The organism is Pseudomonas sp. Ors-4-3C (assembly GCF_055755035.1).
This window is the reverse complement of sequence record NZ_CM146900.1, coordinates 1,973,209-1,998,135: the sequence shown is the minus strand read 5'-3', so window position 1 is coordinate 1,998,135 and position 24,927 is coordinate 1,973,209. Positions and strand designations below refer to the sequence as shown.

The window sequence follows — 24,927 nt, the reverse complement described above, 5'->3', positions numbered from 1 at the left end:
CCATGCCCGACAACCTCACAGCGGACAACGCCGATATCGCGGTGATCGGCGCCGGCATCATCGGCGTCACCTGTGCCCTGCAGCTGGCGCGTCAGGGTCAGCGGGTGGTGGTCATCGACAAGCAGCCGCCCGGTCATGGCGCCTCGTTTGGCAACGCCGGGCATCTGGCCACCGAGCAGGTGTTCCCGATTGCCGATGCGTCGATCCTCAAGCGTCTGCCAGCGATGCTGATGGACCCGATGGGGCCGCTGCGCCTGGACTGGAAGTACATGCCGCGCGCTGTGCCGTGGTTCAGCCGATTGTTGCTGAACCTGCGCCCGGCGCCGTTTCAGCGCACCGTGGCCGGTTTGCGCGCGCTCAACGAAAGCAGCCTCGATGCCTGGAAGCGCCTGTTGCAGAGCATCGCCCGCCCCGACCTGCTCAAGGAGGACGGCTCGCTGCTGGTGTTCGAGCGCGCCGAGTCGCGGCAAGCGATCGACGCCTTGCAGGCGCGCATGCGTCAGCAACAGGTGCCGGTGGATTTCTGGTCGGCCAGCGCCGTGCGAGAAAGCGCGCCGCAGCTCAGCGAACAGATTCAGGGCGGGTTGTTCTACCCACGCACCGGGCACTTTCTCGACCCTTACCGGGTGGTGTGTGAACTGGTACGCGCGGCGAAAGCAGCCGGCGTGCAGTTCCTCCAACAAGAGGTGCAGGACGGCCAGTTGCAGGAGCATGGCGTGTCGCTGCGCACCGATCAGGGCCGTTTTACCACGCGACAGGTGCTGATTGCCTGCGGCGCGCATTCGGCGAAGCTCACCACTGCACTGACCGGTAAACGCGTGCCGCTGGACACCGAGCGCGGCTATCACCTGATGTTGCCCCACGAGCACGAGCGCCTGCCGTTCGCCGTTACCTCGCTGGAGCGCAAGTTCATCATGACGCCGATGGCCGGCGGCTTGCGCCTGGCCGGCACCGTTGAGTTCGCCGGTCTGGAGCGCCCGCCGTTTATGGAACGCGCCTGGCAGTTGCATCGTTTGAGCAAGGGTTTGTTTCGCCGTGATTTGAACGCTGAAGATGCGACGCCGTGGATGGGCTTTCGCCCGTCGCTGCCGGACTCGCTGCCGATCATCGACAAGGTCGGCGACGGCAAGGTGCTGCTCGCGTTCGGGCATCAGCATTTGGGGCTGACTCAAGCGGCGATTACCGCAGAGATGGTCGCGCATCTGGTATCACCCTCAGCGAACTCCGGCTTGCCGGCACTGGGTGCCTATCGACTCGGTCGCTTCTGAGATATCGATGAAACGTTTTTGGTTTCATACTGAGCGCCGACCTTGGCCCCGCGCATATGGAACCGACTATGACCTCATCAATGGATACCCAGACACCCGAGCCACAAGCAATCTGCAACCCGATCACCAGCAGCGCGATCTTCATCGTCGCCACGCTGCTGCCCGGGAGCGACGCCGCCAGTCAGGTGCGCGGCTGGTGCGGCGACATCGCCGCCCTCACCCGCTCTGTCGGCAAGCGTGTGCCCAACGGTAACCTGTCGTGTGTCTGCGGGTTCAGCGCCAGCGCCTGGGACTCCCTGTTCGGCAGCCCGCGTCCGGCTTCGCTGCATCCATTCCGCGAATTCGGCGTTGAAGGCCGCCGTGCCGTGGCGACCCCAGGCGACATCCTGCTGCACATCCGTGCCGATCAGATGGATCTGTGTTTCGAACTGGCAACCCAGTTGTGCAGCGCACTCAATGGCGCAATCACGGTGGTGGATGAGGTCCAGGGTTTCCGCTACTTCGACATGCGCAGCATCATCGGTTTTGTCGATGGCACCGAGAACCCGGTGGGCCGCAAGGCAAACCATTTCACCCTGATCGGCAACGAAGACCCGGCGTTCGAATCCGGCAGTTATGTGCTGGTGCAGAAGTACCTGCACAAGATGGACGCTTGGAATGCGCTGAGCGTCGAGGCTCAGGAGAAGGTGATCGGCCGGACCAAACTGGCCGACATCGAATTGGGTGAAGAGGTCAAACCGAGCAATTCCCACAGCGCCCTGACCACCATCACCAAGGACGGCCAGGAGCAGAAAATCCTGCGCGACAACATGCCGTTCGGTCGTCCGGGGGCTGGCGAGTTCGGCACCTATTTCATCGGTTACGCGCGTTCGCCGGAACCGATCGAGCAGATGCTGGAGAACATGTTTGTCGGCAAACCCGTCGGCAACTACGACCGTTTGCTCGACTTCAGCACCGCAGTCACCGGGGGGTTGTTCTTTGTACCGTCAGCCGACCTGCTTGAGGAGCTGGCGGAGCGAGAGCCGGAGCAGGCGTGACACCGTAGCGCCACGCCCGCCCGTCACTCAGTGTGGCGCGCGCGGGATGGTTTTCAGCAGGTCTTCCGGGCTGATGTGGCCGACCACGCTGCCCGGTTGCGGCATGTTGAGGATGTGGCCTTTCATCTTGCCGGTGATGTGCATCTCGCACGGCTTGCAGTCGAACTTCAGGGTCAGCACTTCGTCGCCGTGAATCAGCTGCATCGGCGCGACTTTGGTGCGCACGCCGGTCACGCCTTTGGCCTGTTTCGGGCACAGGTTGAACGAGAAACGCAGGCAGTGTTTGGTGATCATCACCGGCACTTCACCAGCCTCTTCGTGCGCCTCGTAGGCCGCATCGATCAGCTTCACGCCGTGACGGTGATAGAAGTCGCGCGCCTTCTGGTTGTAGACGTTGGCCAGGAACGACAGGTGCGACTCCGGGTACACCGGCGGCGGCGTGGTTTCAGCCTTGCGGCTGCCACGCGGATGCGCCGCGACACGGGCGGCGGTCAGCGCTTCGATCACTTCGCGGCGCAGGGCCTTGAGCTGCGAGTTCGGAATGAAGAACGCCTGCGGCGCATCGAGCTTGATGTCGGTGGCGTGGTACTGGGTGGTACCGAGCTGGCCGAGCAGATCCTGCAATTGCTCCAGCGCCTGCTCCGGCTTGTTGGCGACACCGAACGGACCGTTCAGGGTCACGCTGGCGCTGATCCCCTCTTCACTGGTTGCGGTCACTTCCAGCTGTTCTTCACGCAGACGTGCGACCCAGCTCAGAGCAATGCGACGCTCAGCAGAAGTCTTCTGCAGCGCCTGTTGCCAGTTGTGGTCGAGGTTGCGGTTCAGCGGATGGTTCGGGCGCAGCTTGTACAGGCCTTCGGGCATCTCGTTTGGCTCGACGCGGTAGCGGTAGCGCTTCTCGCCGTCTTCTTCGAACTCGCCTTTCGGCTCGGCGATGTTGGCGCGGAAACCCACGACTTCACGCTTGACCAGCACGTTGAGGCCATCGCCGTTGGACAACGGCTCCTGAGTCACCACCTGCATGTCACGCTTGCCGACTTTCTCGACCACGCCCACCGGCAGACCGGTGAAGGTCGGCGAGTCGAAGGCGCCGATGTCGATCTTGCGATCGGTGACGAAATAGTCGGTGCTGCCACGGTGGAAGGTTTTTTCCGGGTCCGGCAGGAAGAAGTGCGCGGTGCGGCCGCTGGAGGCGCGGGCCAGGTCCGGGCGATCTTCGAGCACGTCGTCGAGGCGCTGGCGGTAATAGGCAGTGATGTTCTTCACATAGCCCATGTCCTTGTAGCGCCCTTCGATCTTGAACGAGCGCACACCGGCCTCGACCAGCGCGCGGATGTTGGCGCTCTGGTTGTTGTCCTTCATCGACAGCAGGTGTTTTTCGTAGGCGATCACCCCACCCTTTTCGTCTTTCAGGGTGTACGGCAAACGGCAGGCCTGGGAGCAATCGCCACGGTTGGCGCTGCGCCCGGTCTGCGCGTGGGAAATGTTGCACTGCCCGGAGAACGCCACGCACAGCGCACCGTGGATGAAGAATTCGATGGCGGCATCGGTTTCGTCGGCGATGGCGCGGATTTCTTTCAGGTTCAGCTCGCGGGCCAGTACCAGTTGCGAGAAGCCGGCCTGATCGAGGAACTTCGCCCGCTCAAGGGTGCGGATGTCGGTCTGGGTACTGGCGTGTAGCTCGATCGGCGGGATGTCCAGTTCCATCACGCCCAGATCCTGGACGATCAGCGCGTCGACACCGGCATCGTACAACTGGTGGATCAGCTTGCGCGCCGGCTCCAGTTCGTTGTCGTGCAGGATGGTGTTGATGGTGGTGAAAATGCGCGCGTGATAACGGCGGGCAAATTCCACCAGCTCGGCGATTTCGCTCACCTCGTTGCAGGCGTTGTGGCGCGCGCCGAAGCTCGGGCCACCGATGTACACGGCGTCGGCGCCGTGCAGGATCGCCTCGCGGGCAATCGCCACGTCACGGGCGGGGCTGAGCAATTCCAGATGATGCTTGGGCAAGGACATAGTTTTTTTAGTCAGGCTGTCACGGTTAAGGCGCGCATTGTAGCCGCGAAACGCCCGGGCAGCACGCCTGTGCTGCCAAGTGGCAGATGACCTCGCTCCAATCCGACACGAGAGTCTCCTGCAGGAGTGAGCCTGCTCGCGATGATGGTGGCACAGTCAACGTTGATGGTGGCTGATTTACCGCTATCGCGAGCAGGCTCACTCCTACAGGGGGGCGGTCAGGCCTTGGCCGCCATCGCGGTGACTTCCACGCGCATGCCTTCCACTGCCAGCGACGCCACGCCCACAGCCGCGCGTACGGGCCATGGCTTGGCGAAGAAGCGCTTGTAGACTTCGTTGAATGCCGCACGATCAGCCATTTCGGTGAGGTAGATGGTCAGGTGCATCACGCGATCTATCGAACTGCCGGCCCGCTCCAGCGCCACTTTCAGCGCCTGCAGGGTGCATTCGCTTTGCAGGGTGATGTCGCCCAACTCCAGGCTGCCATCGGCGCGGGTCGGGATCTGGGTCGAAACCAGAATGCCGTTGAAACCGACAACGTCGGAGGAAATCGAATCTGCATCCGGATCAGGGGTGAAGCTGAGGTCTTGATTAGCCATGAAAGTCTCTTGTCTGGAGAGATTGAGGGTCGCCGGCCAACGACGCACCGGGACTTTTGCGCGGGCAGTTTACATCAGTCCCCGCTCCGGCTCAGGCCACTGTCGATGCCAGACCCAAATCGCGCGCATAAAAAAACGCCAGCCCTTTCGGACTGGCGTTTTTTTTGAATATGGCAGGGGCGGCTGGATTCGAACCAACGCATGGCAGGATCAAAACCTGCTGCCTTACCGCTTGGCGACGCCCCTGTATCTCAAGCTCTGTAACAAGCTCTGCGAGATTGGGCCGCAATTTACCAACCTTTTTTTGATCTGGGAAGCCCTGAATGCAAAAAAATTTGTTTTAAAACAGCCAGTTATTTCTGAGCCAAGGCAAACGCCGCGATTCACTTCGACAAATTCAACGCAATCGCCTCGCGAATCAGCGCTTTCAAGGCCTGCTCATCGACCATGTCGCCCTCGTGAAAATCAATCGCCCGGCGGGTGTTGCCCTCAAGGCTGGCGTTGAACAACCCCGCAGGATCGGCCAGCGCCGCGCCTTTGGCGAAGGTCATCTTCACCGCCGCCTTGTAAGTCTCTCCGGTGCAAATGATCCCGCCCCGCGACCACACCGGAACGCCGCGCCACTTCCACTCCTCCACCACCTCGGGATCGGCCTGGCGAATGACCTTGCGAATCTCGCCGAGGATGGCACCACGCCAATCGGCCAGTTCGGCGATTCGAGCGTCGATGAGTGCCGAGGCGTCGGTGTTTGGGTTTTCGGGCTTCATGGCGAGCGTCCTCCTCGGCGGTTTGATTGCATCAATCGTAGCTGGCCAACCGAAAAACGCTGTACGCATGATTTACCCTCTAGCGATCAGGAACTCATGCAATTCCTGATAAGCCGCTACAAGTTGCTCAAGGGAGAACGCCCGATTACGCCCACTGGGATTGGGCAACACCCACACGTGCGCGCCACCAAAGGTCTTTGCCTGCAACCCCCACGCCACCACCTTCTGCCCCGACAACGCCGCATAAGCAGCCTTGCCAAGAAACGCCACACAGCGCGGCGCATGGCTGCTGATTTTCTGCTCAAAGCCCAGGGCCGCAGCGGCGAACTCTTGCGCCGCCAACTGATCCGCACGCGCCGTCGGCCGCTCGACCACCGCCGTCAACCCGCAGCCAAATTGCAGGATGCTTCGATCGTCCTCCGCCCGCACTTCATACGGGGTGAACCCGGCCAAGTGCAAGGTGCGCCAGAAGCGATTCCCGCGTCCGGCAAAATGATGCCCCTGCGCCGCCGCAAGCAATCCCGGATTGATCCCGCAGAACACCACCGAAAGCCCCGGCGCCAGAATGTCTTCAAGCCCTTCACTCGCCATGCGCCCGCCCTCATTCGCAAACATTTGCACCACCACCCACGGCAAACCCTAGAATGGCCATCCCAGCCATAGAGCCAACAACAACGATGGACGTCATTCAGACCCTGCGCTGCTTCGTCGCCGTGGCCCAGAGCGGCAGCTTCACCGCTGCGGCCGACGTGCTCGACACCACCACGACCAACGTCTCCAAAGCCGTCTCCAGCCTCGAAGCCCGGTTGCACACGCGCCTGATCAACCGCACCACCCGCCGCCTCGCCCTGACCGAAGCCGGTGTGCGTTATTTGCAGCGCGCCGAAAAAATCCTCGATGACCTGCGCGAAGCCGATGAAGAAGCCGGCACCGCCCAGACCTTGCCAGTCGGGCGTCTGAAGATCCACGCCATGGCCGCCATCGGCAACCACTATGTGATCAATGCAATCGCCCGTTACCGCGAGATTCACCCGACGGTGATGTTCGACCTGACCCTGAGCAATCGCCTGCCCGATCTGCTCGAAGAAAGCTACGACATGTCGATCGTCCTCGCCCGCGACCTGCCGGATTCCGGCTTCGTCGCGCAACGCCTGGGCACCACCTACAGCATCCTCTGCGCCTCGCCGTCGTACCTGGCCAAACGCGGCCACCCCGCCACACCCGCCGACCTCGCCGCGCACGACTGCCTGCGCATCGTCAACACGGTGATGCCTGCAGAAAACTGGGTGTTCGAAGGGCCACAAGGCATGGAAACCCAGAATATCCCCGACTCACCCTTCCACATCAACACCGCCGACGGCATGGCCACGGCAATCAGAAATGGCATGGGCATCGGCATTCAGCCGCTGGCATCAGCCGTCGAAGGATTGGTCGGAGGCACACTGGTGCGGGTACTGCCGCGGTACCGCCTGGAGGAATACAGCCTGTTCGCGATCTACCCGTCGCGCAAATTCGTCGACGCCAAAATCAAGACCTGGGTGGAGTTCCTGAAAACCGCCATCCCGCAACTGCTGGCATCGGATGAAGACATGGCCGGTGCCAAGGAGCTTGCCAACGCTTAGTGCCGCAGACCTGGAGTGTCGACCCTCCAGCGCCGGCATCGACATCAACCGTTGGAACAACCGCTGCCCATCACCTGGTATTGCACGACATGCCGCGCACCGGTCGAGTCTTCATAAGTCATCTGCACCGGCACCGCGCCGCATTGATTGGCCGCTTCGGAGATCGACACCACGTGGGCGATGTCTGCTTGAGCGGCGGCGTTGTACGCCTCGACTTGCGCGGTTTCATCCGCCGCAAAGGCTTGCGCGCCGATACCACCGAGGACCAGAAGAAGAGCGATTTTTGCAAGTTTCATGATGTTCACCGTCTCGTGGGGAACCGTGTTTGTTCACGGAGTGGAGACGATGTTAGGGGGTGAAGCGCACGGCAAAAATCGGTCGTCTGGACAAACACTGTGTCCAAAATAGTGATGAATAAACCCGAGCATCGTGGATACCCAAATCGCGAGCAGGCTCACTCCTACAGGTTTGGTGCCTGCCACAACATTCGCAAACACCGCAAAACCCACTGTAGGAGTGAGCCTGCTTGCGATGGCGTCAGCCCAGTCACCGAAAAGCCCGAAGCTGGCGCAAGCTCAAGAACCGCCCCATCATGGTCGTTGTCAGTCACCAACAGGCAAACCACTCATATCAGGCCGTTATCCCCCCCACATTTGAGGCTACAAGCGCCCGCGCATTTGCCTACAAATCTTGCGGAAGTGGCTGGCTTGTACGTTTTGCCCTTCAGCTTTATCGTTCTGCTCGTCGTTGCCCATCATCGAAAGCGATGGGCGTACAAGATTGAAAGCAAAGCTTGATCAAACCGAGAAGGAGCGGTTGACGCCCGCGTCGCCCGCACCTAATCTGCCCCCATCCCGCCCAAGGCAGTACGCCGTCCTAACCATCCAGGACGTGCCAAACCCTTGGGCGTTTTGTTATCAGGAACAAAGCATGCCCACAGCGGTATTGGTCGATGGCGCATTTTTCATCAAGCGCTTTCGAAGGATTGAACCTCAAAATGCATTCAATGCTGAACGTGCCGCTGATCTTGTCCATCGATGGGCTACTGCCCACCTTCTTGGCAAAATCATTTCTCGCCATAACGGCCAGCCGCAAGAGCTCCAACAACGTCACAGAAGAGAGCTGTACCGAATTTTCTTCTACGACTGTCCCCCGCTAGATACCAAACAGCACAACCCGATCACCAAAAAAGCAGTGGATTTCTCCAAGTCCAGAGAGGCGGTATTTCGCAAGGAGCTCCATGCCAGATTGCGTAATAAACGCAAGCTCGCCCTACGGCTAGGGCATCTATCGAAAGATGTGAAATGGACAATAAAGCCAGCAAAAATAGCGCAGCTTTTAAAGGGTAAAATCCTGATCGCCGACCTTACGGAAAATGACGTCAGCATTGAAACCCGACAAAAAGGGGTTGATATGCGGATAGGTCTCGATGTGGCGTCCTTATCATTCAAGCAACAGGTGGACCAAATTGTGCTCATTGCAGGTGACGCTGATTTTGTTCCTGCGGCAAAAATGGCCCGGCGAGAAGGTGTTGATTTCATACTAGACCCGATGTGGCAGAGCATCCCGGATGGTTTGATGGAACATATCGACGGTCTGCGCTCAACATGTCCCAAGCCTGCGCTCCGCAACCTTGCTCAGAGCGGTATTACTGCATAGTCGTTGTTTCAGTCGGTTTACGTGGTCTCACTCCAGCCCAAGTCCCGCGCGCCCCATCGAATTCAGACTCTCCACAGCAAAACGCTCCACCCACGCCCGCTCATAATCCTCCCGCGGAAAATCATCCGGCGAAGCACCCTGCGCAAACGCCCTGAACACATCCCGCGCATAGCGCAGATTCTTCGCACACATCGGCGCCGCCGGCACGTACATCACGTTGCCCCAGCCCTGCTGGTTCTGCACCGGCGCGACGCTATGGATTACATCGCAATGCCACCACACCGAATCGCCGGCCTGCACATCCGGAATCGGACTTAGCCCCTCGATCAGCAGCGGATGCCATTGCCGCGACACCGGCAGCACCTTGCCCGGCGCCACTCCACACAACTCGTCTTCGGGCACGTCATCGAGCAGCGGCCGAAGCAGCAGGTACGCCATCGCCTTGGGGATCGGCAGGGTGTGCAGCACGCCTTGATCGGCCTGCATGTCCGACAGCGCAGTCCAGCCCTGAAACGTGCGAAACGCCGAACACTTCACCGTGTCCTCGTAGGCGTATTCATCCACCTCGGTACGAAACGCCGCATCCCACGGGTCGTAGGCCGCGAAGTCGTTGCTGTAGATTTTGTCGAAGACCTTCAGATACGCCGGATGCAGCCAGCGCTCCAGCGCCCCGGAATCGGTGTGCGGGCCAAGGCCTTTCGAGTGCGTGCCCGGCGGACGCCGACGTACCCGATCCGGATACAGCGCGTTGATGTCCGGATTGAACCAGTCCTTACCGTGCGAATGAGTCTTCCACAACCGATTGAGAAACGCCTGCGCCGTGCCCATCCGCTCATGCTGACGCAACTGCATTTGCGACGCCGACCAATAGATCGGAAAAATCTCCGGCCGCGAAGCCTCCAGGTTGCCAAAAAACTGGTCGACCGGCCCACGGTAAACCGCATCGAACCGGTTCCTGTCGAGGTAATCCAGCAAGCCCTGGTCCCACTGCAGCACCTGCTCGCGGGGGAAGTGATTGCGGATCACCACGCAACCGCGACGCTTGATCAAAGCCAACTGCTCGGCAGTCACTGTGCCAGCGGCGATATCAGCGAACTCCAGCACCGGCCAGCCCGACCCGGTCTGCACCTCCTGGGCTTTGACCGACGCAATCTCGCCGGCAATAAACTCACTGACCTCGGCGAACAGCCCCTGCACATCGCCAATCTGCGCGCGCAAGGTGCGTTTCATTTTGACGATACTGTCGCGGTAATTCTCCGGAAGCGTTGCGCTCTCGAATGACTGGTATTTGCTCATCGGGGGACCTGCAGACCTTGTTGTTGGTGCAGGTATGGGACCACTTCCGATGGTGTCGGCGGCAGCCTGATTTGCCGCGTCGAGTAATACGATTGTGGCGTTGTAGCGGCGCGCCGCTTACAGAAAGTGATGACAGTGCTGACGACGAAACTCCGAAGGCGTCAGCCCCTTCAACGCCTTGAACTGCCGATTGAACAGCGCCAGCGACGAGTACCCTACCTCTTCGGCAATCAGCGAAACCGTCGTATTCCCCTGCATCAACAACGCACAGGCGTGTCCGACTCTTAGCCGTACGATGTAGTCCAACGCCGTGCAGCGCGTATGCCGACGGAACATTCGATGAAACGCCGACACGCTGACGCACGCCATCTCAGCCAACGCCGGAATGCTGATGGCTTCGGCGTAGTGTCCATGCACGTAATCCAGAACCCGATGTATACGGGGATCCTCAACGATCTGACTGCCAATCTGAGAGTCCGGCGCCGACAGGATTTGCCTGGCATCAACGTCCCGTGTCAGTTTGCTCAACACGGTCAGCAGCGCGATCAAACGCTCGGGCAGCTCCTGCTCGACCATCGCCTCAATCAGCGGCCGAATCTCCCGCGACGCCGCCGCACTGAAACTCAATGCCTGCCGCGCCGCCACAAGCAATTGCCGCAGCGACCCCATCTCCGGAAACAACGTCACCAGCGACTCCGCCCACGCCGCCGAAAACCAGATCACCAACGCCACATGCGGTTGCCCGGCGTCGACCCGCTCCGCCGACGACCAGCTATGCGGCACATTCGGCCCGACCAGAATCAGATCGCCGTCATCGTAAGCCGCGACGTCATTGCCGATATAGCGATGGCCACGACTGTTCAAGGTCAGCGTCAGTTCGTACTCGGGGTGGTGGTGCCACTCAAACGGAATTGCCCCTGGCAGGCGCCGGTTCAGCAGCGTCCAGGAGGCAGTGGCTTCGGTGGGGATTTTTTCGAAACTGGGTTTCATGGTGGACGATTCTGCTCTGTGGCGTGGGAGGCACGCCCCGATCGTATCACTCTGTTTACAACGGCAACGGTCGATCCTGCACCACGCGCTTCATCACCAGCGTCGAGGTCAGCCGCTGCACATTCGGCAAAGTCGAAAGGCACTCGTCATACAGGCGCTGAAACGCTGGCAAATCCTGAGCGATGACGTGCAGCAAATAATCCGGTTCGCCGAACAACCGTTGCGCATCCACCACCTGCGGAATCTCCACCAGCGCCGCCTCGAACGCCTCCACCGCTTGCCGGTCGCCTTCGCGCAACGTGGCGAAGACCATCGCGGAAAAGTTCAGGCCCAGCGCGGCGGGGTCGAGTTTTGCCCGGTAGCCGAGCAGCACCCCGGACTCTTCCAGCGCCCGCACGCGGCGGTGGCAGGGTGAAAGGCTCAGGCCCACGCGATCGGCCAGTTCGGTGACCGACAGCCGACCATCCTTTTGCAGTTCAGCAAGAATCTTCCGATCAGTTCTGTCCACGCAATAAAACCTTCTAATCTGATGCGCCATGACGACCATCTTTGGAAAAATATTCTAGCCGAGTTTGCTTATTCTCCCTCAACCAAAAACTGCCGCACCGCTGCAACCGGCGCGGCACTTGATTGATGGAAAACCAACATGAGCAAAGCAACGCCACGTCAACGGCCATGGGTGACGCCATGACCTTCAGCGTATTCGCCGCTTTCTGGGCGGTATCGATTCTGTTTGTGATCACCCCCGGCGCCGACTGGGCCTACGCGATTTCCGCAGGCTTGAAGCACCGCGTCGTACTCCCCGCCGTGGGCGGTCTGCTGTCCGGGCACTTACTCGCGACGCTGATTGTGGCGGCCGGGGTAGGCACGCTGATCGCCGGACATCCGCTGGCCCTGACAGCACTGACCGTAGCCGGCGCCGGTTACCTGCTGTGGCTGGGCGCCAATCTGTTCGCCCGCCCTTCCACTCCGCACGCCGCAGCGAGCCAGACCAGCGACTCATGGGCGCGCTGGGCCTTGAAGGGTCTTTGCGTGAGCGGGCTCAACCCGAAAGTGTTCTTGCTGTTTCTCGCCCTGTTGCCGCAATTCACCGACGCCGGCGCGCCGTGGCCCGTGCCGCTGCAAATGGTCGCGCTCGGCCTGGTGCATACCGCCAGTTGCGCGGTGATCTATCTGCTGGTCGGGTTTGGCTCACAGGTGGTACTGCGCGCCCGGCCTGCAGCGGCACGCAGGGTCAGTCGAGTTTCAGGGCTGATCATGATTGCGATTGCGCTGGGGCTGCTGATCGAACAGCTGCACGCCTGATTCTTCCTCCTGACGAGATCTGCCAATGACCGAACACACCTCACCCTACGACACCACTGCCCTAACCAAGCCGGCAACACGCCTGCGCATCCCGCAGCTCAAACAGATGAAAGTCGAAGGGCGCAAATGGGCGATGCTGACCGCGTACGACATGTACAGCGCAGTAATTTTCGAGGACGCCGGCATTCCCGTCCTGCTGGTCGGCGACTCAGCGTCCAACAACGTGTTTGGCAACGACTCGACCTTGGCCGTGACCGTCGACGAACTGCTCCCGCTGGTGCGCGCCGTCACCCGATCAACCCGGCGGGCCTTGGTCATCGCCGACCTGCCCTTCGGCTCGTACCAGGTTTCACCCGAACAATGCCTGCAAACCGCCGTGCGTTTCATGAAGGAGGCTGGCGCCCATGCGGTGAAGATCGAGGGCGGTGTCGAATTGCTGCCACACATCGCCAAGCTCAGCGTCTCGGGCATCCCGGTCATGGCCCACATCGGTTTCACCCCGCAGATGGAACATCAATTGGGCGGCTATCGTGTACAAGGTCGGGGCGAAGACGGGCAGCGCCTGATCGACAGCGCCAAAGCGCTGGAAGCCGCCGGCGCGTTCGCCCTGCTGATCGAAATGGTGCCCGGCGACGTTGGCGCAGCGATCACTCAAGCGGTGGCGATCCCCACTGTGGGCATCGGCGCCGGCAATCAGTGCGACGCGCAAGTGCTGGTCTGGCAAGACATGGCCGGCCTGCGCCAGGGACGTCTGCCGCGCTTCGTCAAACAGTACGCCGACCTGCGCAGCGTCCTGCAAACGGCGGCCAGAGACTTCGCCGACGACGTACAGGCCGGCACCTTCCCCGGCCCCGAACACACCTTTTAACCAACCGCCAGCAGCAGGAGGCCCCCATGCAAACCCCGAGACAACGCGCCGCCGAAGGCCTCAAGGTGGGCGACCGCTTCAACGTCGTCCGCCGTTTCACACCCGACGACGTCCATCACTTCGCGCAACTGTCCCGCGACTACAACCCCGTCCACTGCGACGCGCACTATGCGCAACTGCGAGCATTCAAAGCGCCGATCACCCACGGCCTGCTCACGGCCAGCCTGATGACCGAAATCGGCGGCCAGATCGGCTGGCTCGCCACCGGCATGAACCTCCAGTTCAAGCGCCCCGTCTATCCCGGCGAAACCATCACCTGCCACTGGCTCATCACCAGCATCGACGAGCGAGGCCACGCAACAGCCGAAGTCAGCGTCTTCAACGAACAACACATCACCGTGCTCGAAGCTATCACCACCGGCGTCCTGCCCGGCGCGCCAGAACGCGAATACATGAAACACATGCTGGCCGAGGGCGACCCTACCAATGGCGCGCGATGACGCGTTTAAACAGAGTTGTTTATATGACACCCGGTGTTACGTCCCCAAGGCTACAACGCCTTGCGCCATTGCCTACGACTACGCCAGAATCCGCCGGCTTGTGCGCCCAGGGTGCGGGTTCTATCGTGGGTCGGTCGCTGAAAAGCAGCGATCGGGTTTGGTAGCCCGGTTTCACACATGGCGCAAAACGTCACCTTACGCAGATGCTTTCTGGCGCCTGTGTTTTATGGTGGCCATGCGCAGGGCGCTTTCGAGCGCGCCGGTTTTTCCATGTGTGCCGGTCTACCAACCTTCGTAATGGCCACCACCCTCGTTTGGTAGCGAATGTGATGGTTCCCTTAGCCACATATGGAGCGTCACTATGTTCAAGGTCACACCAAACCCACCCGAAACCGAAACGGTCTCCCCCTACGAATCCCCCGATTCCCGAAAACTCAGCGAAGCCGCCGAACGCGCCCTCGACCACTACCTGAACCCCGCCAGCCAAATCATGGCCACGCCCTACACACCCAACGCCATGTTCCTCGCCAACCCCAAAATTGCCACCGAGGAATTATTGGCGAACGCCAGTGAATCGCTGGGTTCGGCGACGGTAATGTTGGGGGATGTGGCCGCGCTGGTTGAGGGGCCAATTCGCAAGACGCTGCTGGGCATTGCGCAGGTGGTGATGCTGGGGGAGTTGGCGGTGAATCAGGCGTTGGATAATGTTGTGCCGACGGCATAACGAACGCTCCCTCCTTGGCGCTCTATGGTGAGCGCCCAAGGAGGGATCTGCCAGAAACCGACACGCGAGAATCGTCAGCTTTCGCCAGAAGCTACCATCCGCGTTTATAAATAACGGAACAAACCGAAGCCTGACTCAGGCTCCGGTATAGCTGCTCCTTATTGCGTAGCGATGGCTGCGTCACGTTCCAGCTTTTTAGTTTTTTCTTGAGCCTCTGCACTTAACTGCTGTGGCTGGATGTTGATGTCCACTTTTTCGAGAGCGCCGGTAAATGGGAACGGCCCCTCGTAATCGTTGGAGACTGCTTCGCCAGTATCGCGACCAATGTCGAAGGTCTCGGTTGCGCTGTAGCGGATCGGCGGCACGTGGGCAAAATGGGCCCGTCCGACCTCCTTGCCATTGATCAGCAGCACACCAGTACCGCCACCGCCAAAGGTCTTGTCTTCATGCGTGTACTGGAATTCGGCGACCACCTTACCGGCAGGCAGTTTTTCCGGGGATTTGATCTGGTCGCGCTCCTTGCCAAAGAAGTTGTTCTCGTACACCAGGTAACCGTCCTTGACGAACAGCGTGTATCCCGCGCTGCCACCTTGGGCGACGATGACGCCCTCGGTTTTCGCGTCGGCTTCAAACACGGCTGTCACCGTGTGAGAGCGAGCCTTGACGTTCGGCGCTGTCCCTTCCGGCACACGCACAGTGCCAGGATAGAACGTGAACTGATCACGCCCGCGAGAAAGGCTTGGACGGTCGGGAACGTTCCCACGCTCTACAAAACGGTCGTCCAGCGGCAGTACGTTGTACTTCCTGGCCTCGGATTCGAACAACGCCTGAAGCTGTTTGAGTTTGGCCGGATTCTTCGCCGCCAGGTCATCCGCCTGACTGAAGTCCTTGCTCAAATCGTAAAGCTCCCACTTGTCGTTCTCGAAGTCACCCTTGCGCCCCAGCAATTCCCACGGCAAACCGTGGCGGGCGGCCGCTACCCAGCCGTCATGGTAGATCGCGCGATTGCCCATGATTTCGAAATATTGGGTGGTGTGCCGGGTCGACGCTTTGGCATCGTTGAAGCTGTAGAGCATGCTGACACCCGCCAGCGGAACCTGTTTCTGCCCGTTGACGGTCTCCGGCATTTTGATACCGGCCGCCTCGTAGATGGTCGGCGCCACATCAATCATGTGATGCCACTGGTCACGCACCTCGCCGTGCGCCTTGATACGGGCAGGCCAACTGACGGTGAAACCGCTGCGCGTGCCGCCGAAGTGACTCGCCACCTGCTTTGTCCACTGAAACGGCGTATCAACAGCCCATGCCCAGCCCACTGAGAAGTGATTCTCATGTTTGGGGCTGCCGATTTCGTCGATGACTTTCAGCATGTTCGGCACGTTGTCCGGGATACCGTTTTGCGTGGCCATGTTGTTGACCGTGCCATTCAATCCGCCTTCGGCAGAGGCACCGTTGTCACCCAGTGCCAGCATGACCAGAGTGTTATCGGCATTCGGGCTTTTAGCCACGGCATCCAGTACTCGCCCTACTTGCTCATCAGTCTGAGTCAGAAAACCGGCGAAGACTTCCATCTGCCGACTGTACAAGCGCTTTTGATCGTCGGATAGCGTGTCCCAGGCCGGCAGTTCTGCGGGGCGCGGGGTGAGCTTGGCTGAAGCAGGGACAATCCCCAGTTTTTTCTGTTGGGCAAACACCATCTCGCGATAGCTGTCCCAGCCCATGTCGAACTTGCCTTTGAACGGTTCTATGTAGGACGCAGGAACTTGATGCGGCGCATGCATGGCACCGGGAGCGTAGTAGACGAACCAAGGTTTTTTGGGGGCTACCGATTGTTGCTCGCGCAGCCAGTTGATCGCGTGATCGGCCAGGTCTTCGTTAAAGCTGTAGCCCTGTTCCGGAGTTTTTGACGGTTCTACCGGCACGGTATTTTCAAAAAGCTGAGGGTAGAACTGACTGGTCTCACCCCCCTGAAAACCATAGAAATAGCCAAAGCCCTTGCCCGTTGGCCAGCGATCGAAAGGCCCGGCCGAGCTGGTCTCCCAGTCCGGCGTGTCATGCCATTTGCCGAATGCAGCGGTGGTATAGCCGTGATCTTTGAGCACCTGACCGATGGCGGCGTTGTTGTCCTCCCAGACGCTGTTGTAGCCCGGGAACCCCGTTGCGCCTTCAGTGATGCCGCCCATCCCGACCTGATGATGATTGCGCCCAGACAATAACGCGGCGCGAGTCGGTGAGCACAACGCGGTGTTGTGCATCTCGTTGTAACGCACGCCTTGCTCGGCCAGTCGATCAAAGTTGGGCGTTGGCGTCAGGCCGCCGTAAGCCGAAGTACCGGCGAACCCGAGATCGTCGATCAGGATGACCAAAACATTCGGTGCATCCTTGGGCGGGGTCACAGGTTGCGGAAAGTCGGACTTGGACGTTTTGTAGGTTTCACCGACGGTGCCACCGAACGGTGCTGTCGGCAGCGGCAGGCTGGCGCCCGCTGTTGCGGGGGCGGCTTGGGCGGTCAGCGAGCCGACACTGCCAAGTAACGCGGTGGCCAGCATGAATGACGGTTTACTCGGTTTGGACATGCATCAACTCCCTTTGCATTCAAAAGTCTCAGGCAATCAGCTGATAAAACTCAGCCAAGCCTGGTAATCATCAACGTGGCACCCACGATCTCGCTGGGTGAACGGCCTTGAGCAATCAATCCGGACATGGCTCGCAGATAAGGCGCTGTATGGGCAAAGAACTGGTAGTAGCCTTTACACAAATAGTTGAGCCCCGGTTCGCCTTCATCTGTTTCGATGAAACGATGTTTTGGGCAGCCGCCCCAACACCCTTTCAACATGTTGCACTGCTGGCACTGCTTGGGGAGTGAGGTCAGCTTGTCCTGGCCGAACTTCTGTTGCTCCGGGGATTGCAGCAAAGTGGACAGGGACTGCTGGGTGAGATTGCCCAAACGGAATTTCGGATACACGTAGTGATCACAGGAAAAAACATCGCCGTTATGCTCGACGACCACCGCCCGGCCACAGGTGGGCTGGTGGTGACAGGCCGCGCCGGGCTCGCCCATGTAGTTCGCAAGCGCCCACTCGAAATTCATGACGTATATCCGGCCCACATCACGCTTGATCCAGACATCGAAGATCGCGTTGAGAAATGTGCCGTAGTCTTCCGAGCCAACAGACCAGGAGGTCAGATTTGGTTCGGCCTTGTGAGAAGCACTCAAAACCAGATCACTGTCCGGACCGTGCAAGGTGAAACCCATGGCGGCATCCGCCACGTCGGGAAGCCTTTCGACGATGGGGATGAACTGGATGTACTCGACGCCGAGCTGACGGAAGAACTCGTACACCCTGAGGGGATCCTGGGAGCTGCGTCGGTTGACGCATGCGAGGATGTTGAAACGAACCTTATATTTTTTCAGCGACTCAAGGGCACGCAGGACCAAGGCATGGCTTGCATGACCGCTGGAGGTGACACGGTACTCATCGTGAATATCGGCCGGACCATCTAGTGACAAGCCCACTAAAAAATCATGCTCGGCTAAAAATTGACTCCACTTGTCGTCGATCAATAACCCATTGGTCTGGAAGCTGTTGGTGATCTTGCGGCCAGCGCCATGAACCGCCTGCATTCTTATCGCATGCTGGTAGAACTCCAACCCCATCAGTGTTGGCTCGCCGCCCTGCCAAGTGAACGCTACTTCGGTCTGGTCGGTGTGCGAAGCGATGTAGTTTGCGACGTAACTTTCCAGCACATCCAGATTCATTCGGTGACGACGCTCGTCACGATACAGCGCGGCCTTTTCTAGATAGAAGCAATAATCGCAATCCAGATTGCAATCAGCCCCGCTGGGCTTGGCCATAACATGAAACGCGTAGGGTGGCGCAGGAACATTACGAGCGTAGAAGACTGCTGACATCGACTTGACCTTTCTACCTGTGCGGAATGCAGCATTGACTATAGACGGGTTTCTCGAGTGGGCAATTGACAAGAGTGTCGATCAAACGGACAGATTTGCGAGCAGCAATAGCTGACAGAATCTGATCATGTCCTCTATCCCGTTCGGTGGGAAACCACTGCTGCTACGACGCATTACTTTCAAAGCCGCGGAATTGAGTCCGATCAAAACTTGGCTGAAAGGCTGCTTTTGGCCGAAAGCGTACCTATTTCCAGTGACTCATTTTCGGTCACAAATCTGTCACCCCCAAACTGCTAACATCCCTCCGCCTCCCTTATCCAAGAGCCCCCAACCCAAGGTGCCCCCCAAGGTGTCCCCAAGCCCCCACCAAAAAATCATCCTCCGCTCCGAAAACCTCCACTCCGAAGACTTCGGCGCCCTCTTCTCCCGGCTCTTCGGCAATCGCTACGCCGACACCCCGCCGATCCCCTCCAACATCATCATCAGCGGCGTCTACGGCAGGCACGACGGCGTCAGTTTCCGGCGCATGCATTACCACGGTGATTTCACCGTCACCTTCCCCGACCCGCAGGATGAGATCACGTTCGTGATTCCCACGGCGGGCAAGATTGTGTTCAACCACCGCACCGAGTCCGTCGGCATGGCCCAGGTGGGGTTGGCGATTGATAAGGCGGATATCCGTTCGATGCGGTTTCTCGACAATCATGCGCAGCACGGGATTTCGGTGAATCGGGGGCAGCTCACGGAGCGGTTGGCGGCGTTGTTGGGGCGGCCGATTGTGCAGAAGATTGTGTTTGAGCCGGCGGTGGATCTGCACTCGGCGGCGTTTCAGGGGATCAAGGCGTTGATTGATCTGGCGACGGGGACGGAGTTTGATTTGTTGCTCAACAGCGGCACGCTGATGCCGTCGCGGTTGCGCGAGATGTTGATTGATGCGGTGCTGGAGGCGTGGCCGCACAATTTTACCGAGGCGTTGCGCCAGCCGGCGCCGAGGGTGGCGCCGCGGCATGTGAAGTTGGCGGTGGAGTTTATTCAGGCGCATCCGGAGCAACTGGTGAGTGGGGTTGAGTTGGCGCGGTTGAGCAATGTCAGTCAGCGCGCATTACAGGATGGGTTTCGGCGGTTTGTCGGGATGTCGATTGTGGCGTATCAGCGGCAGGTGCGATTGGAGCGCGCTTTCGAGGCGCTGGGTCAGCGGCATTCGGCGTCGGTGACGGAGGTGGCGTTGCGCTTTGGCTTCAGTAATGTCGGGCGGTTTTGTCAGTATTTTCAGCAGGCGTATGGGGTGAGTCCGGCGCAACTGAGGGGGCGGGGTATTGGTTTATCGGCGGGGGAATGCTGGTGGGTCAGTTGATGGTGATGTTGGCTGACACGACGCCTTCGCGAGCAAGCCCGCTCCCACTGGGTTAGGCGGTGGACTCAAGATTGCGGCTGGTCGGTGCCATGGGGTTATGCTCTGGGCTCAGGGTTGGCGGCTGGTCGTTCCACCGTGTTTGGTGGGACTTTGTGAATGGTGGTCATCCTTGACCTCGCGCGGTTGCCCCTGCTTTAGAACGCGTAACTGGCCTTCAGGCTGCCACTGAAACCGTGGCTGTCACCACCGCCGCTGGCACCGACTTCTGCGCCGACGCTGACGGCGCCGAGGCTGGCCATCAGGTTGACGCCGGCGCTGAACTGGTCGCGATTGTCGAAGGCGGCGCGCTGTTCGATGTCGAGGCCCAGCAGGTGGCCTTGGCTGTTTACGTCGTTGTTGCCCAGCGTGCGTTCGTAGCCGACTTGCACGCCCGGCACCAGTTGCCAGGCGCCCATCGCGACCGGGGCAAACGCCACGTTGAGATTGGCGACGGCGCTGCGGCGGGTAGCGGTGTTGTCGTCGACGTCGAGGGACAGTTCGCTGCCCTTCTCTTTGAAGCCTTTGAGGTCGAGGTGGCTGACGCGCAGGCCGAGGCTTGGTTCGAGGATCATGCCGTTGACCGGTGCGCGGTAACCCAGCGCCAACGTCGCGCCGGTGAGGTTGCCGTGGGTGTCGCCCTTGGCGGTGCCGAGGCCGCCGCCCAGTTCGCGTTTGCTGTCGTAATCGACGTAGCCGGCGCTGGCGTTGGCGTCGACGAACAAGCCGCGTTCCAGGCTGGTGAAGCCGTAGCGCGCGCCGAGGTTGAAGAAGGTGAAGTCGGTATCGGCCTCGCCACCCGCGCCGCCGACGGTGCCTTTGCTGTAGCCGAAACCGCCGCGCGCGCTGAGTTGTTCGGAGAAGCGCTGGGTGATGCCGACCATCAGGCCCTGGCTGTGTTCGTTGCTGCTCTCGGCGTGGGACGAGCCGTCGGTGCCGAGGTATCCGGCGAGCGCGGTGGTCCACAACCGGTATTGGCCGACTTTCAGATCGGTGCCGCTGGCGTAAGGCGCGGCGGCTTGCTCGATCAGCGCATTCTGCCGCAGCAGGTAGCTGGCGGCGTCAGCGTGAACCTGACCGCCGACCTGGGATTCAACACCGCCGAGAGTGCCGGCGTCGATCGCCGATTGCAGGTAGTAGTTGTAGGCGCTGTAGGTGCCGGACAGGCTGGTGTTCTGCAACTCGCGCAACAATTCGGCACCGGCAGCGGCGTTGCCGGTCAACCCGGCCTGACCCGGCAGACTGTTGTACTCAACCAGTTTGCCGCGCAGCACGTAGATAGTTGCCTGCGACAGGCCGAGGCCTTGTTTGAGGTAGTTGTCCATGCTGCCGTATTCGGCGGTGACTTCATCGAGCCCGGCCTGCAGATAGCTAGCCTGCACGCCGAGCAACGGCGCGTAGACCGAGGCCATGCTTGGCGGCATTGCTTTAAGAGTCGCGGCGACGCGGGCGGCGGTGTAGTCATTGGTCGCCAGATAGTTGGCCATGATGGTCGCGTTATCGACCCCGGCGATGCTCTGCAACACGGCGGCGGTCCAGCCGGTGCGGTCCTTGCCGGCGGTGCAGTGGAACAGCTGCGCGCCGTCGGTGGTGGCCAGTTCGTTGAACAGCTTGCCGAACTGGCCGCGCATCCCCGCATCGCTGACGAAGGCACGGTTGGTCTGTTCCATCATGGCGATGGCGTCGGCCGCGCTTTTGAACGACACGGTGGTGATGTTCGCACCCGAGGTGGTGCTGCCGATGATGTCGATGTTCTGGTAGGTCGCGCCGGTCAGCAGGGTGTCCGGCGTGCCAGCGATTTCGCTCGGCGTGCGCAGGTCGTAGACGGCTTTGATGCCCAGGCTGTTGAGCGTCGCCAGATCCGCTGCCGACGGCGTGATCGCGTTGGAACGGTAGAACACACCGCCGCGCATCGTGCCGTCATGGGCTGTGGTATACGCGGTGGTGAGGCCAGCGACGTCACGGAAGTTGTCGATGCTTTTCAGGCGCGGCGTGTCGAGCGCGACGGGCTCGGCAGCGTGGGCAGCGTGGGCAGCGGCGATGGACAGGCTCAGAACGGACAGCGAACACACAAGACGTTGGAACACAGTGCAGCCTCATTGGAATTAGCGTTGGGCTGGCTACTATCTGCAATCAACTGATACTGAATATGACAGAACGACTGCGCACGCAAATGCCTGCGCGATTGGGCCGTGGGCTGCGGTTTTTGTCCGTATCTGCCGGAGAGCCACTGTAGGAGTGAACCTGCTCGCGATAGCGGTGGGTCAGACAACGTAAATGTCAGAGATATACCTCTATCGCGAGCAGGCTCACTCCTACAGGGTTCGGTGATGAATGTGGAGTTTTCGCTTGAAGGAGATTCCGTCCATAATCCCTCCCCCCAAATGGACTGACACAGGAAATGTGAAATGGACACCACTCAATGGCTCGGTTTGTTCGAGCGCGCCTTTCGCGGGATGGAAAAGAATCTTGAGCAAGTGCTGCAACTCAACAGTTGCCGCGAGCATTGGATTCAGGCCCAGATCAGTCTGCAAGCCTGGTTCGAAGATGAGGTCGAGATCTGGACGGATCTGCCGATAGGCGACCGACGCAAGGCAGACCTGTACTCATTGGACGACAACGGCGCGGCAAGGATGGTCGCCGAAATCAAATGTCTGGGCGATGTCTCGCAGGCCAAGTGCCTGGAAGGCGATTGGTCGGTGCGGGCCGATGTTGACCGGTTGCGCTCTTTCGAATGTCCCACCCGCCTGTTCGTCCTGGTCATCGCCAAAGGCGAGCGCGAAACCAATACCGGACGGCGCCTTCGCGAAGATGAATGGGTGGATGGCCAGACATGCGTCAGTGTGGATCTGAAATTTGCACTGGTCCGGATGTGGGCTTTGTAAGTCGAGTTCTTCATCCACTTCTGCACGCGACGTGGGCCGACATCGCGGCTCGCTCGGGAGCGCCGTTGCTCAACATCGAAGTGATTTGCTCAGACCGACTTGAGCATCGTCGCCGGGTTGAGCATCGGCAATCAGACATAACGGGGCTGACTCCCCCGAGCTGGTCTTCTGTTGTGAATCACGAATATGAAGCCTGGACGCAGCCGATCCTTCGGCTCGACACCACGAGTCTCTCCGTGGATCAGGCGGTAGAGATCATTGTGGGAACTGGCCTGCTGGCGATTGAGGCGAGCCTGCCAAAGTGATGGCGACTGACACGGCCCTATCGCTGGCAAGCCAGCTCCCACAGTTTTTTGCGATGAGCTCAGGGTTGGCGGCTGCCAGAGATCCAAAATGGGAGCTAGCCTGCTAGCGATTTCGGTGCATGACGATCTCAAGCTCCTCGCCCGATTCCGGCACCTGAAAGTAGCTGGAGATCAAATCAAACTCTGCATCCGAAGCGGCAAACTCATGCTCCGCCAGCGCATTGCGCGCATGCAGCCGGGCGCGGCAAGTATCGTCATCCACCGCGAGATAGTGCAGGCAATGCGGCACTTTTGCAGTATCCGCCAGCCCTCGCAGCCACTGCCGATCCGCCACGGTATTGGCCGGAAAATCCAGCACCACACTCACCCCGGCCGTCAGCACATCGATCACCAACGGCCCCAGCACCCCGCGAATCTGCCGCGCACATCGAACGTAATCCGCCACGGATTTGATCTGCTCCGGATACAGCCGCGACAGCCACTGATCTTCACTGAGCACAAGCGCGCCGTGCTGCTCAGCCAATGATTGGGCCAGTGTGGATTTGCCCGAGGCGATCTTGCCGCACATCAGGTGTAGGGTGGGTGCACGCATTGGGGACGCTTCCTTATGTCGATTGCTGGATAATGCCCAACGCCTGACAGACAGGCAATCAATGCGCCTGACCCAACGGGGAACCGTGATGACTGCAACAAACGTACGCCGATGCACCTCATGGCTGCTGCTCACCCTGCTCGCCACCACCCTGGCGCTGACCGCGGGATGTTCAAGCAAGCGCTACGCTACCAACGGTTCGAACTGCTACGCCAAAGCCGTACCCACCTCCGGCGAAGGCGGTTTAGCCTGGGGCGATACCTTGAGCATGGCGCGCAAGAAATCGCTGAATAACTGCATGCGTTATGCGAGCCGCTCCGGAGGTACGCCGAACACCTGCCAGGTTGTGCAGGCGCAGTGCAAACGCTGAGAGCGCCGATAATGATGTTGGCTGACACGGCCCCATCGCTGGCAAGCCAGCTCCTACAGGGTTATTGGGTGGATTCAGGATTGGCGGCTGCCAGAGATCCAACGTGGGAGCGAGCCTGCTCGCGAATGCGATCTGTCAGCCAAGGCGATAGCGACTGACACGCCCTCTTCGCGAGCAGGCTCGCTCCCACATGGGGTTGTGCAGTGAACTCAGAATTAGCGGCTGGCTCGCACAGTTTTTTCGCTGCAGGTGAGATTGGCGAACGGCCTGACGATCGAATCAGGCTCCTCGCTTGAGCACCGCCGTCGAGACCCGTGGCTGGATCGACTTTTCGATCAGTGCAACGATGTCCTTCGCCCCATAACAACGGAACAGAATGCTGCCAGCATCCGTATCCAGGCAGACGATTTTGGTGATGAAGCCACCTTCAAGCGTGACCTTGCGGATCATCCCCAGCGGCACTCTGATGTCCAGTGTGCCGTCCTGAACCATGCGGTTCATGGCGTTGGCATTCAGGTACACAGCGGTATTGGTCAGGGTCATTTTGCCGCCGACCCACAGCCCGCCGTACACCTCTTTGACCCCCTCCAGCACACCGGCCAACGCGCTGACATTGCCACTGCCGGCAACATCGTAGAAATCGCCGACACCTTCGTAATCCACCTCGACGTCAGCCACCAGAAAGTTGACCAGCTTCGACTTCACGACCTTCTCTTCCATCCTTGTATCTCCGTGTCCCCAGAACACTCACCCGTGGCGAGGGGATTCATCCCCGATGGACTGCGCAGCAGGCCGCTTCTTGCTCGGTTGAAGAAGCCGGG

25 protein-coding genes and 1 tRNA gene are annotated in these 24,927 nt (G+C 60.0%); 12 read left to right on the top strand and 14 right to left on the bottom strand.

Going from position 1 to position 24,927, the window contains the following annotated elements; all coding sequences use genetic code 11:
- The first annotated feature begins 2 nt into the window (after nucleotides 1-2).
- Nucleotides 3-1,268, top strand: a complete 1,266-nt coding sequence (locus ACVHNU_RS08910) for an NAD(P)/FAD-dependent oxidoreductase (protein WP_473019488.1) — start codon at nucleotides 3-5, stop codon at nucleotides 1,266-1,268.
- A 68-nt stretch (nucleotides 1,269-1,336) separates the two neighbouring features.
- Nucleotides 1,337-2,305, top strand: a complete 969-nt coding sequence (locus tag ACVHNU_RS08905; RefSeq protein ID WP_473019487.1) for a Dyp-type peroxidase — start codon at nucleotides 1,337-1,339, stop codon at nucleotides 2,303-2,305.
- 27 nt (nucleotides 2,306-2,332) lie between these two features.
- On the opposite strand, the gene ACVHNU_RS08900 is transcribed toward ACVHNU_RS08905, so the two are convergent.
- The 5 genes from ACVHNU_RS08900 to mug form a co-directional block, all read right to left on the bottom strand.
- On the bottom strand, nucleotides 2,333-4,321 hold the full coding sequence (locus tag ACVHNU_RS08900; RefSeq protein WP_473019486.1) for a peptidase U32 family protein: 1,989 nt from the start codon (nucleotides 4,319-4,321) through the stop codon (nucleotides 2,333-2,335).
- A gap of 218 nt (nucleotides 4,322-4,539) precedes the next feature.
- Nucleotides 4,540-4,920, bottom strand: a complete 381-nt coding sequence (locus ACVHNU_RS08895; protein WP_473019485.1) for a RidA family protein — start codon at nucleotides 4,918-4,920, stop codon at nucleotides 4,540-4,542.
- A gap of 171 nt (nucleotides 4,921-5,091) precedes the next feature.
- Nucleotides 5,092-5,166, bottom strand: a tRNA-Gln gene (locus tag ACVHNU_RS08890).
- A 137-nt stretch (nucleotides 5,167-5,303) separates the two neighbouring features.
- A complete protein-coding gene (locus tag ACVHNU_RS08885; protein WP_473019484.1) occupies nucleotides 5,304-5,687 on the bottom strand; it encodes a DUF1801 domain-containing protein in 384 nt (127 codons plus the stop codon).
- Nucleotides 5,688-5,759: 72 nt separating this feature from the next.
- The gene (mug, locus tag ACVHNU_RS08880; protein ID WP_473020057.1) at nucleotides 5,760-6,278 is read right to left on the bottom strand and encodes a G/U mismatch-specific DNA glycosylase; all 519 of its coding nucleotides are present in this window, start codon (nucleotides 6,276-6,278) and stop codon (nucleotides 5,760-5,762) included.
- Nucleotides 6,279-6,364: 86 nt separating this feature from the next.
- Between mug and ACVHNU_RS08875 the strand changes: the two genes are divergently transcribed.
- A complete protein-coding gene (locus tag ACVHNU_RS08875; RefSeq protein WP_473019483.1) occupies nucleotides 6,365-7,309 on the top strand; it encodes a LysR family transcriptional regulator in 945 nt (314 codons plus the stop codon).
- A 44-nt stretch (nucleotides 7,310-7,353) separates the two neighbouring features.
- Here the strand turns inward: ACVHNU_RS08875 and ACVHNU_RS08870 are convergent, their stop codons facing one another.
- Nucleotides 7,354-7,605, bottom strand: coding sequence for a DUF2790 domain-containing protein (locus ACVHNU_RS08870; RefSeq protein WP_103485918.1), 252 nt, complete (start codon nucleotides 7,603-7,605; stop codon nucleotides 7,354-7,356).
- Between the two features lie 634 nt (nucleotides 7,606-8,239).
- Between ACVHNU_RS08870 and ACVHNU_RS08865 the strand changes: the two genes are divergently transcribed.
- Nucleotides 8,240-8,968, top strand: coding sequence for an NYN domain-containing protein (locus ACVHNU_RS08865; RefSeq protein ID WP_262141444.1), 729 nt, complete (start codon nucleotides 8,240-8,242; stop codon nucleotides 8,966-8,968).
- A gap of 27 nt (nucleotides 8,969-8,995) precedes the next feature.
- On the opposite strand, the gene ACVHNU_RS08860 is transcribed toward ACVHNU_RS08865, so the two are convergent.
- The 3 genes from ACVHNU_RS08860 to ACVHNU_RS08850 all read right to left on the bottom strand — a co-directional run bounded on the left by ACVHNU_RS08860 (nucleotide 8,996) and on the right by ACVHNU_RS08850 (nucleotide 11,762).
- On the bottom strand, nucleotides 8,996-10,264 hold the full coding sequence (locus tag ACVHNU_RS08860) for a DUF1479 domain-containing protein (protein WP_473019482.1): 1,269 nt from the start codon (nucleotides 10,262-10,264) through the stop codon (nucleotides 8,996-8,998).
- Nucleotides 10,265-10,381: 117 nt separating this feature from the next.
- Entirely contained in the window at nucleotides 10,382-11,254 is an 873-nt protein-coding gene (locus tag ACVHNU_RS08855; RefSeq protein WP_473019481.1) for a helix-turn-helix domain-containing protein, read from the bottom strand.
- Between the two features lie 55 nt (nucleotides 11,255-11,309).
- Nucleotides 11,310-11,762, bottom strand: coding sequence for an Lrp/AsnC family transcriptional regulator (locus ACVHNU_RS08850; protein ID WP_045122414.1), 453 nt, complete (start codon nucleotides 11,760-11,762; stop codon nucleotides 11,310-11,312).
- A 179-nt stretch (nucleotides 11,763-11,941) separates the two neighbouring features.
- Between ACVHNU_RS08850 and ACVHNU_RS08845 the strand changes: the two genes are divergently transcribed.
- From ACVHNU_RS08845 to ACVHNU_RS08830, 4 genes are all read left to right on the top strand, one after another.
- Nucleotides 11,942-12,559, top strand: a complete 618-nt coding sequence (locus tag ACVHNU_RS08845; protein WP_098968506.1) for a LysE family translocator — start codon at nucleotides 11,942-11,944, stop codon at nucleotides 12,557-12,559.
- A gap of 25 nt (nucleotides 12,560-12,584) precedes the next feature.
- On the top strand, nucleotides 12,585-13,427 hold the full coding sequence (panB, locus tag ACVHNU_RS08840; RefSeq protein WP_003224363.1) for a 3-methyl-2-oxobutanoate hydroxymethyltransferase: 843 nt from the start codon (nucleotides 12,585-12,587) through the stop codon (nucleotides 13,425-13,427).
- A 26-nt stretch (nucleotides 13,428-13,453) separates the two neighbouring features.
- Nucleotides 13,454-13,927 (top strand): MaoC family dehydratase, encoded by a 474-nt coding sequence (locus ACVHNU_RS08835; protein WP_098968367.1) that lies wholly within the window; start codon nucleotides 13,454-13,456, stop codon nucleotides 13,925-13,927.
- A gap of 361 nt (nucleotides 13,928-14,288) precedes the next feature.
- Nucleotides 14,289-14,651: a DUF6124 family protein gene (locus ACVHNU_RS08830; RefSeq protein WP_103520857.1), complete on the top strand. Its 363-nt coding sequence runs from the start codon at nucleotides 14,289-14,291 to the stop codon at nucleotides 14,649-14,651.
- 158 nt (nucleotides 14,652-14,809) lie between these two features.
- Here ACVHNU_RS08830 and ACVHNU_RS08825 read toward each other — a convergent pair whose 3' ends face one another.
- Nucleotides 14,810-17,227, bottom strand: a complete 2,418-nt coding sequence (locus ACVHNU_RS08825) for an arylsulfatase (protein WP_473019480.1) — start codon at nucleotides 17,225-17,227, stop codon at nucleotides 14,810-14,812.
- Nucleotides 17,228-17,277: 50 nt separating this feature from the next.
- Nucleotides 17,278-18,564, bottom strand: coding sequence for an anaerobic sulfatase maturase (locus ACVHNU_RS08820; RefSeq protein ID WP_338801651.1), 1,287 nt, complete (start codon nucleotides 18,562-18,564; stop codon nucleotides 17,278-17,280).
- Between the two features lie 349 nt (nucleotides 18,565-18,913).
- Between ACVHNU_RS08820 and ACVHNU_RS08815 the strand changes: the two genes are divergently transcribed.
- Entirely contained in the window at nucleotides 18,914-19,918 is a 1,005-nt protein-coding gene (locus ACVHNU_RS08815; protein WP_473019479.1) for an AraC family transcriptional regulator, read from the top strand.
- A gap of 194 nt (nucleotides 19,919-20,112) precedes the next feature.
- Here the strand turns inward: ACVHNU_RS08815 and ACVHNU_RS08810 are convergent, their stop codons facing one another.
- A complete protein-coding gene (locus ACVHNU_RS08810) occupies nucleotides 20,113-22,041 on the bottom strand; it encodes a tyrosine-protein phosphatase (protein ID WP_473019478.1) in 1,929 nt (642 codons plus the stop codon).
- A gap of 321 nt (nucleotides 22,042-22,362) precedes the next feature.
- Between ACVHNU_RS08810 and ACVHNU_RS08805 the strand changes: the two genes are divergently transcribed.
- Nucleotides 22,363-22,839, top strand: a complete 477-nt coding sequence (locus tag ACVHNU_RS08805) for a hypothetical protein (RefSeq protein ID WP_003224343.1) — start codon at nucleotides 22,363-22,365, stop codon at nucleotides 22,837-22,839.
- Between the two features lie 65 nt (nucleotides 22,840-22,904).
- A complete protein-coding gene (locus tag ACVHNU_RS08800) occupies nucleotides 22,905-23,144 on the top strand; it encodes a hypothetical protein (protein WP_473019477.1) in 240 nt (79 codons plus the stop codon).
- Between the two features lie 103 nt (nucleotides 23,145-23,247).
- Here the strand turns inward: ACVHNU_RS08800 and ACVHNU_RS08795 are convergent, their stop codons facing one another.
- Nucleotides 23,248-23,736 (bottom strand): P-loop nucleotide/nucleoside kinase family protein, encoded by a 489-nt coding sequence (locus ACVHNU_RS08795; RefSeq protein ID WP_338801645.1) that lies wholly within the window; start codon nucleotides 23,734-23,736, stop codon nucleotides 23,248-23,250.
- An 88-nt stretch (nucleotides 23,737-23,824) separates the two neighbouring features.
- On the opposite strand from ACVHNU_RS08795, the gene ACVHNU_RS08790 reads away from it, so the two are divergent.
- Nucleotides 23,825-24,106 carry a hypothetical protein gene (locus ACVHNU_RS08790; RefSeq protein WP_045122746.1) on the top strand — a complete coding sequence of 94 codons (282 nt, stop codon included), beginning with the start codon at nucleotides 23,825-23,827 and terminating at the stop codon, nucleotides 24,104-24,106.
- Between the two features lie 279 nt (nucleotides 24,107-24,385).
- On the opposite strand, the gene ACVHNU_RS08785 is transcribed toward ACVHNU_RS08790, so the two are convergent.
- Nucleotides 24,386-24,826: a hypothetical protein gene (locus ACVHNU_RS08785; protein WP_262142492.1), complete on the bottom strand. Its 441-nt coding sequence runs from the start codon at nucleotides 24,824-24,826 to the stop codon at nucleotides 24,386-24,388.
- Between the last annotated feature and the right edge of the window lie 101 nt (nucleotides 24,827-24,927).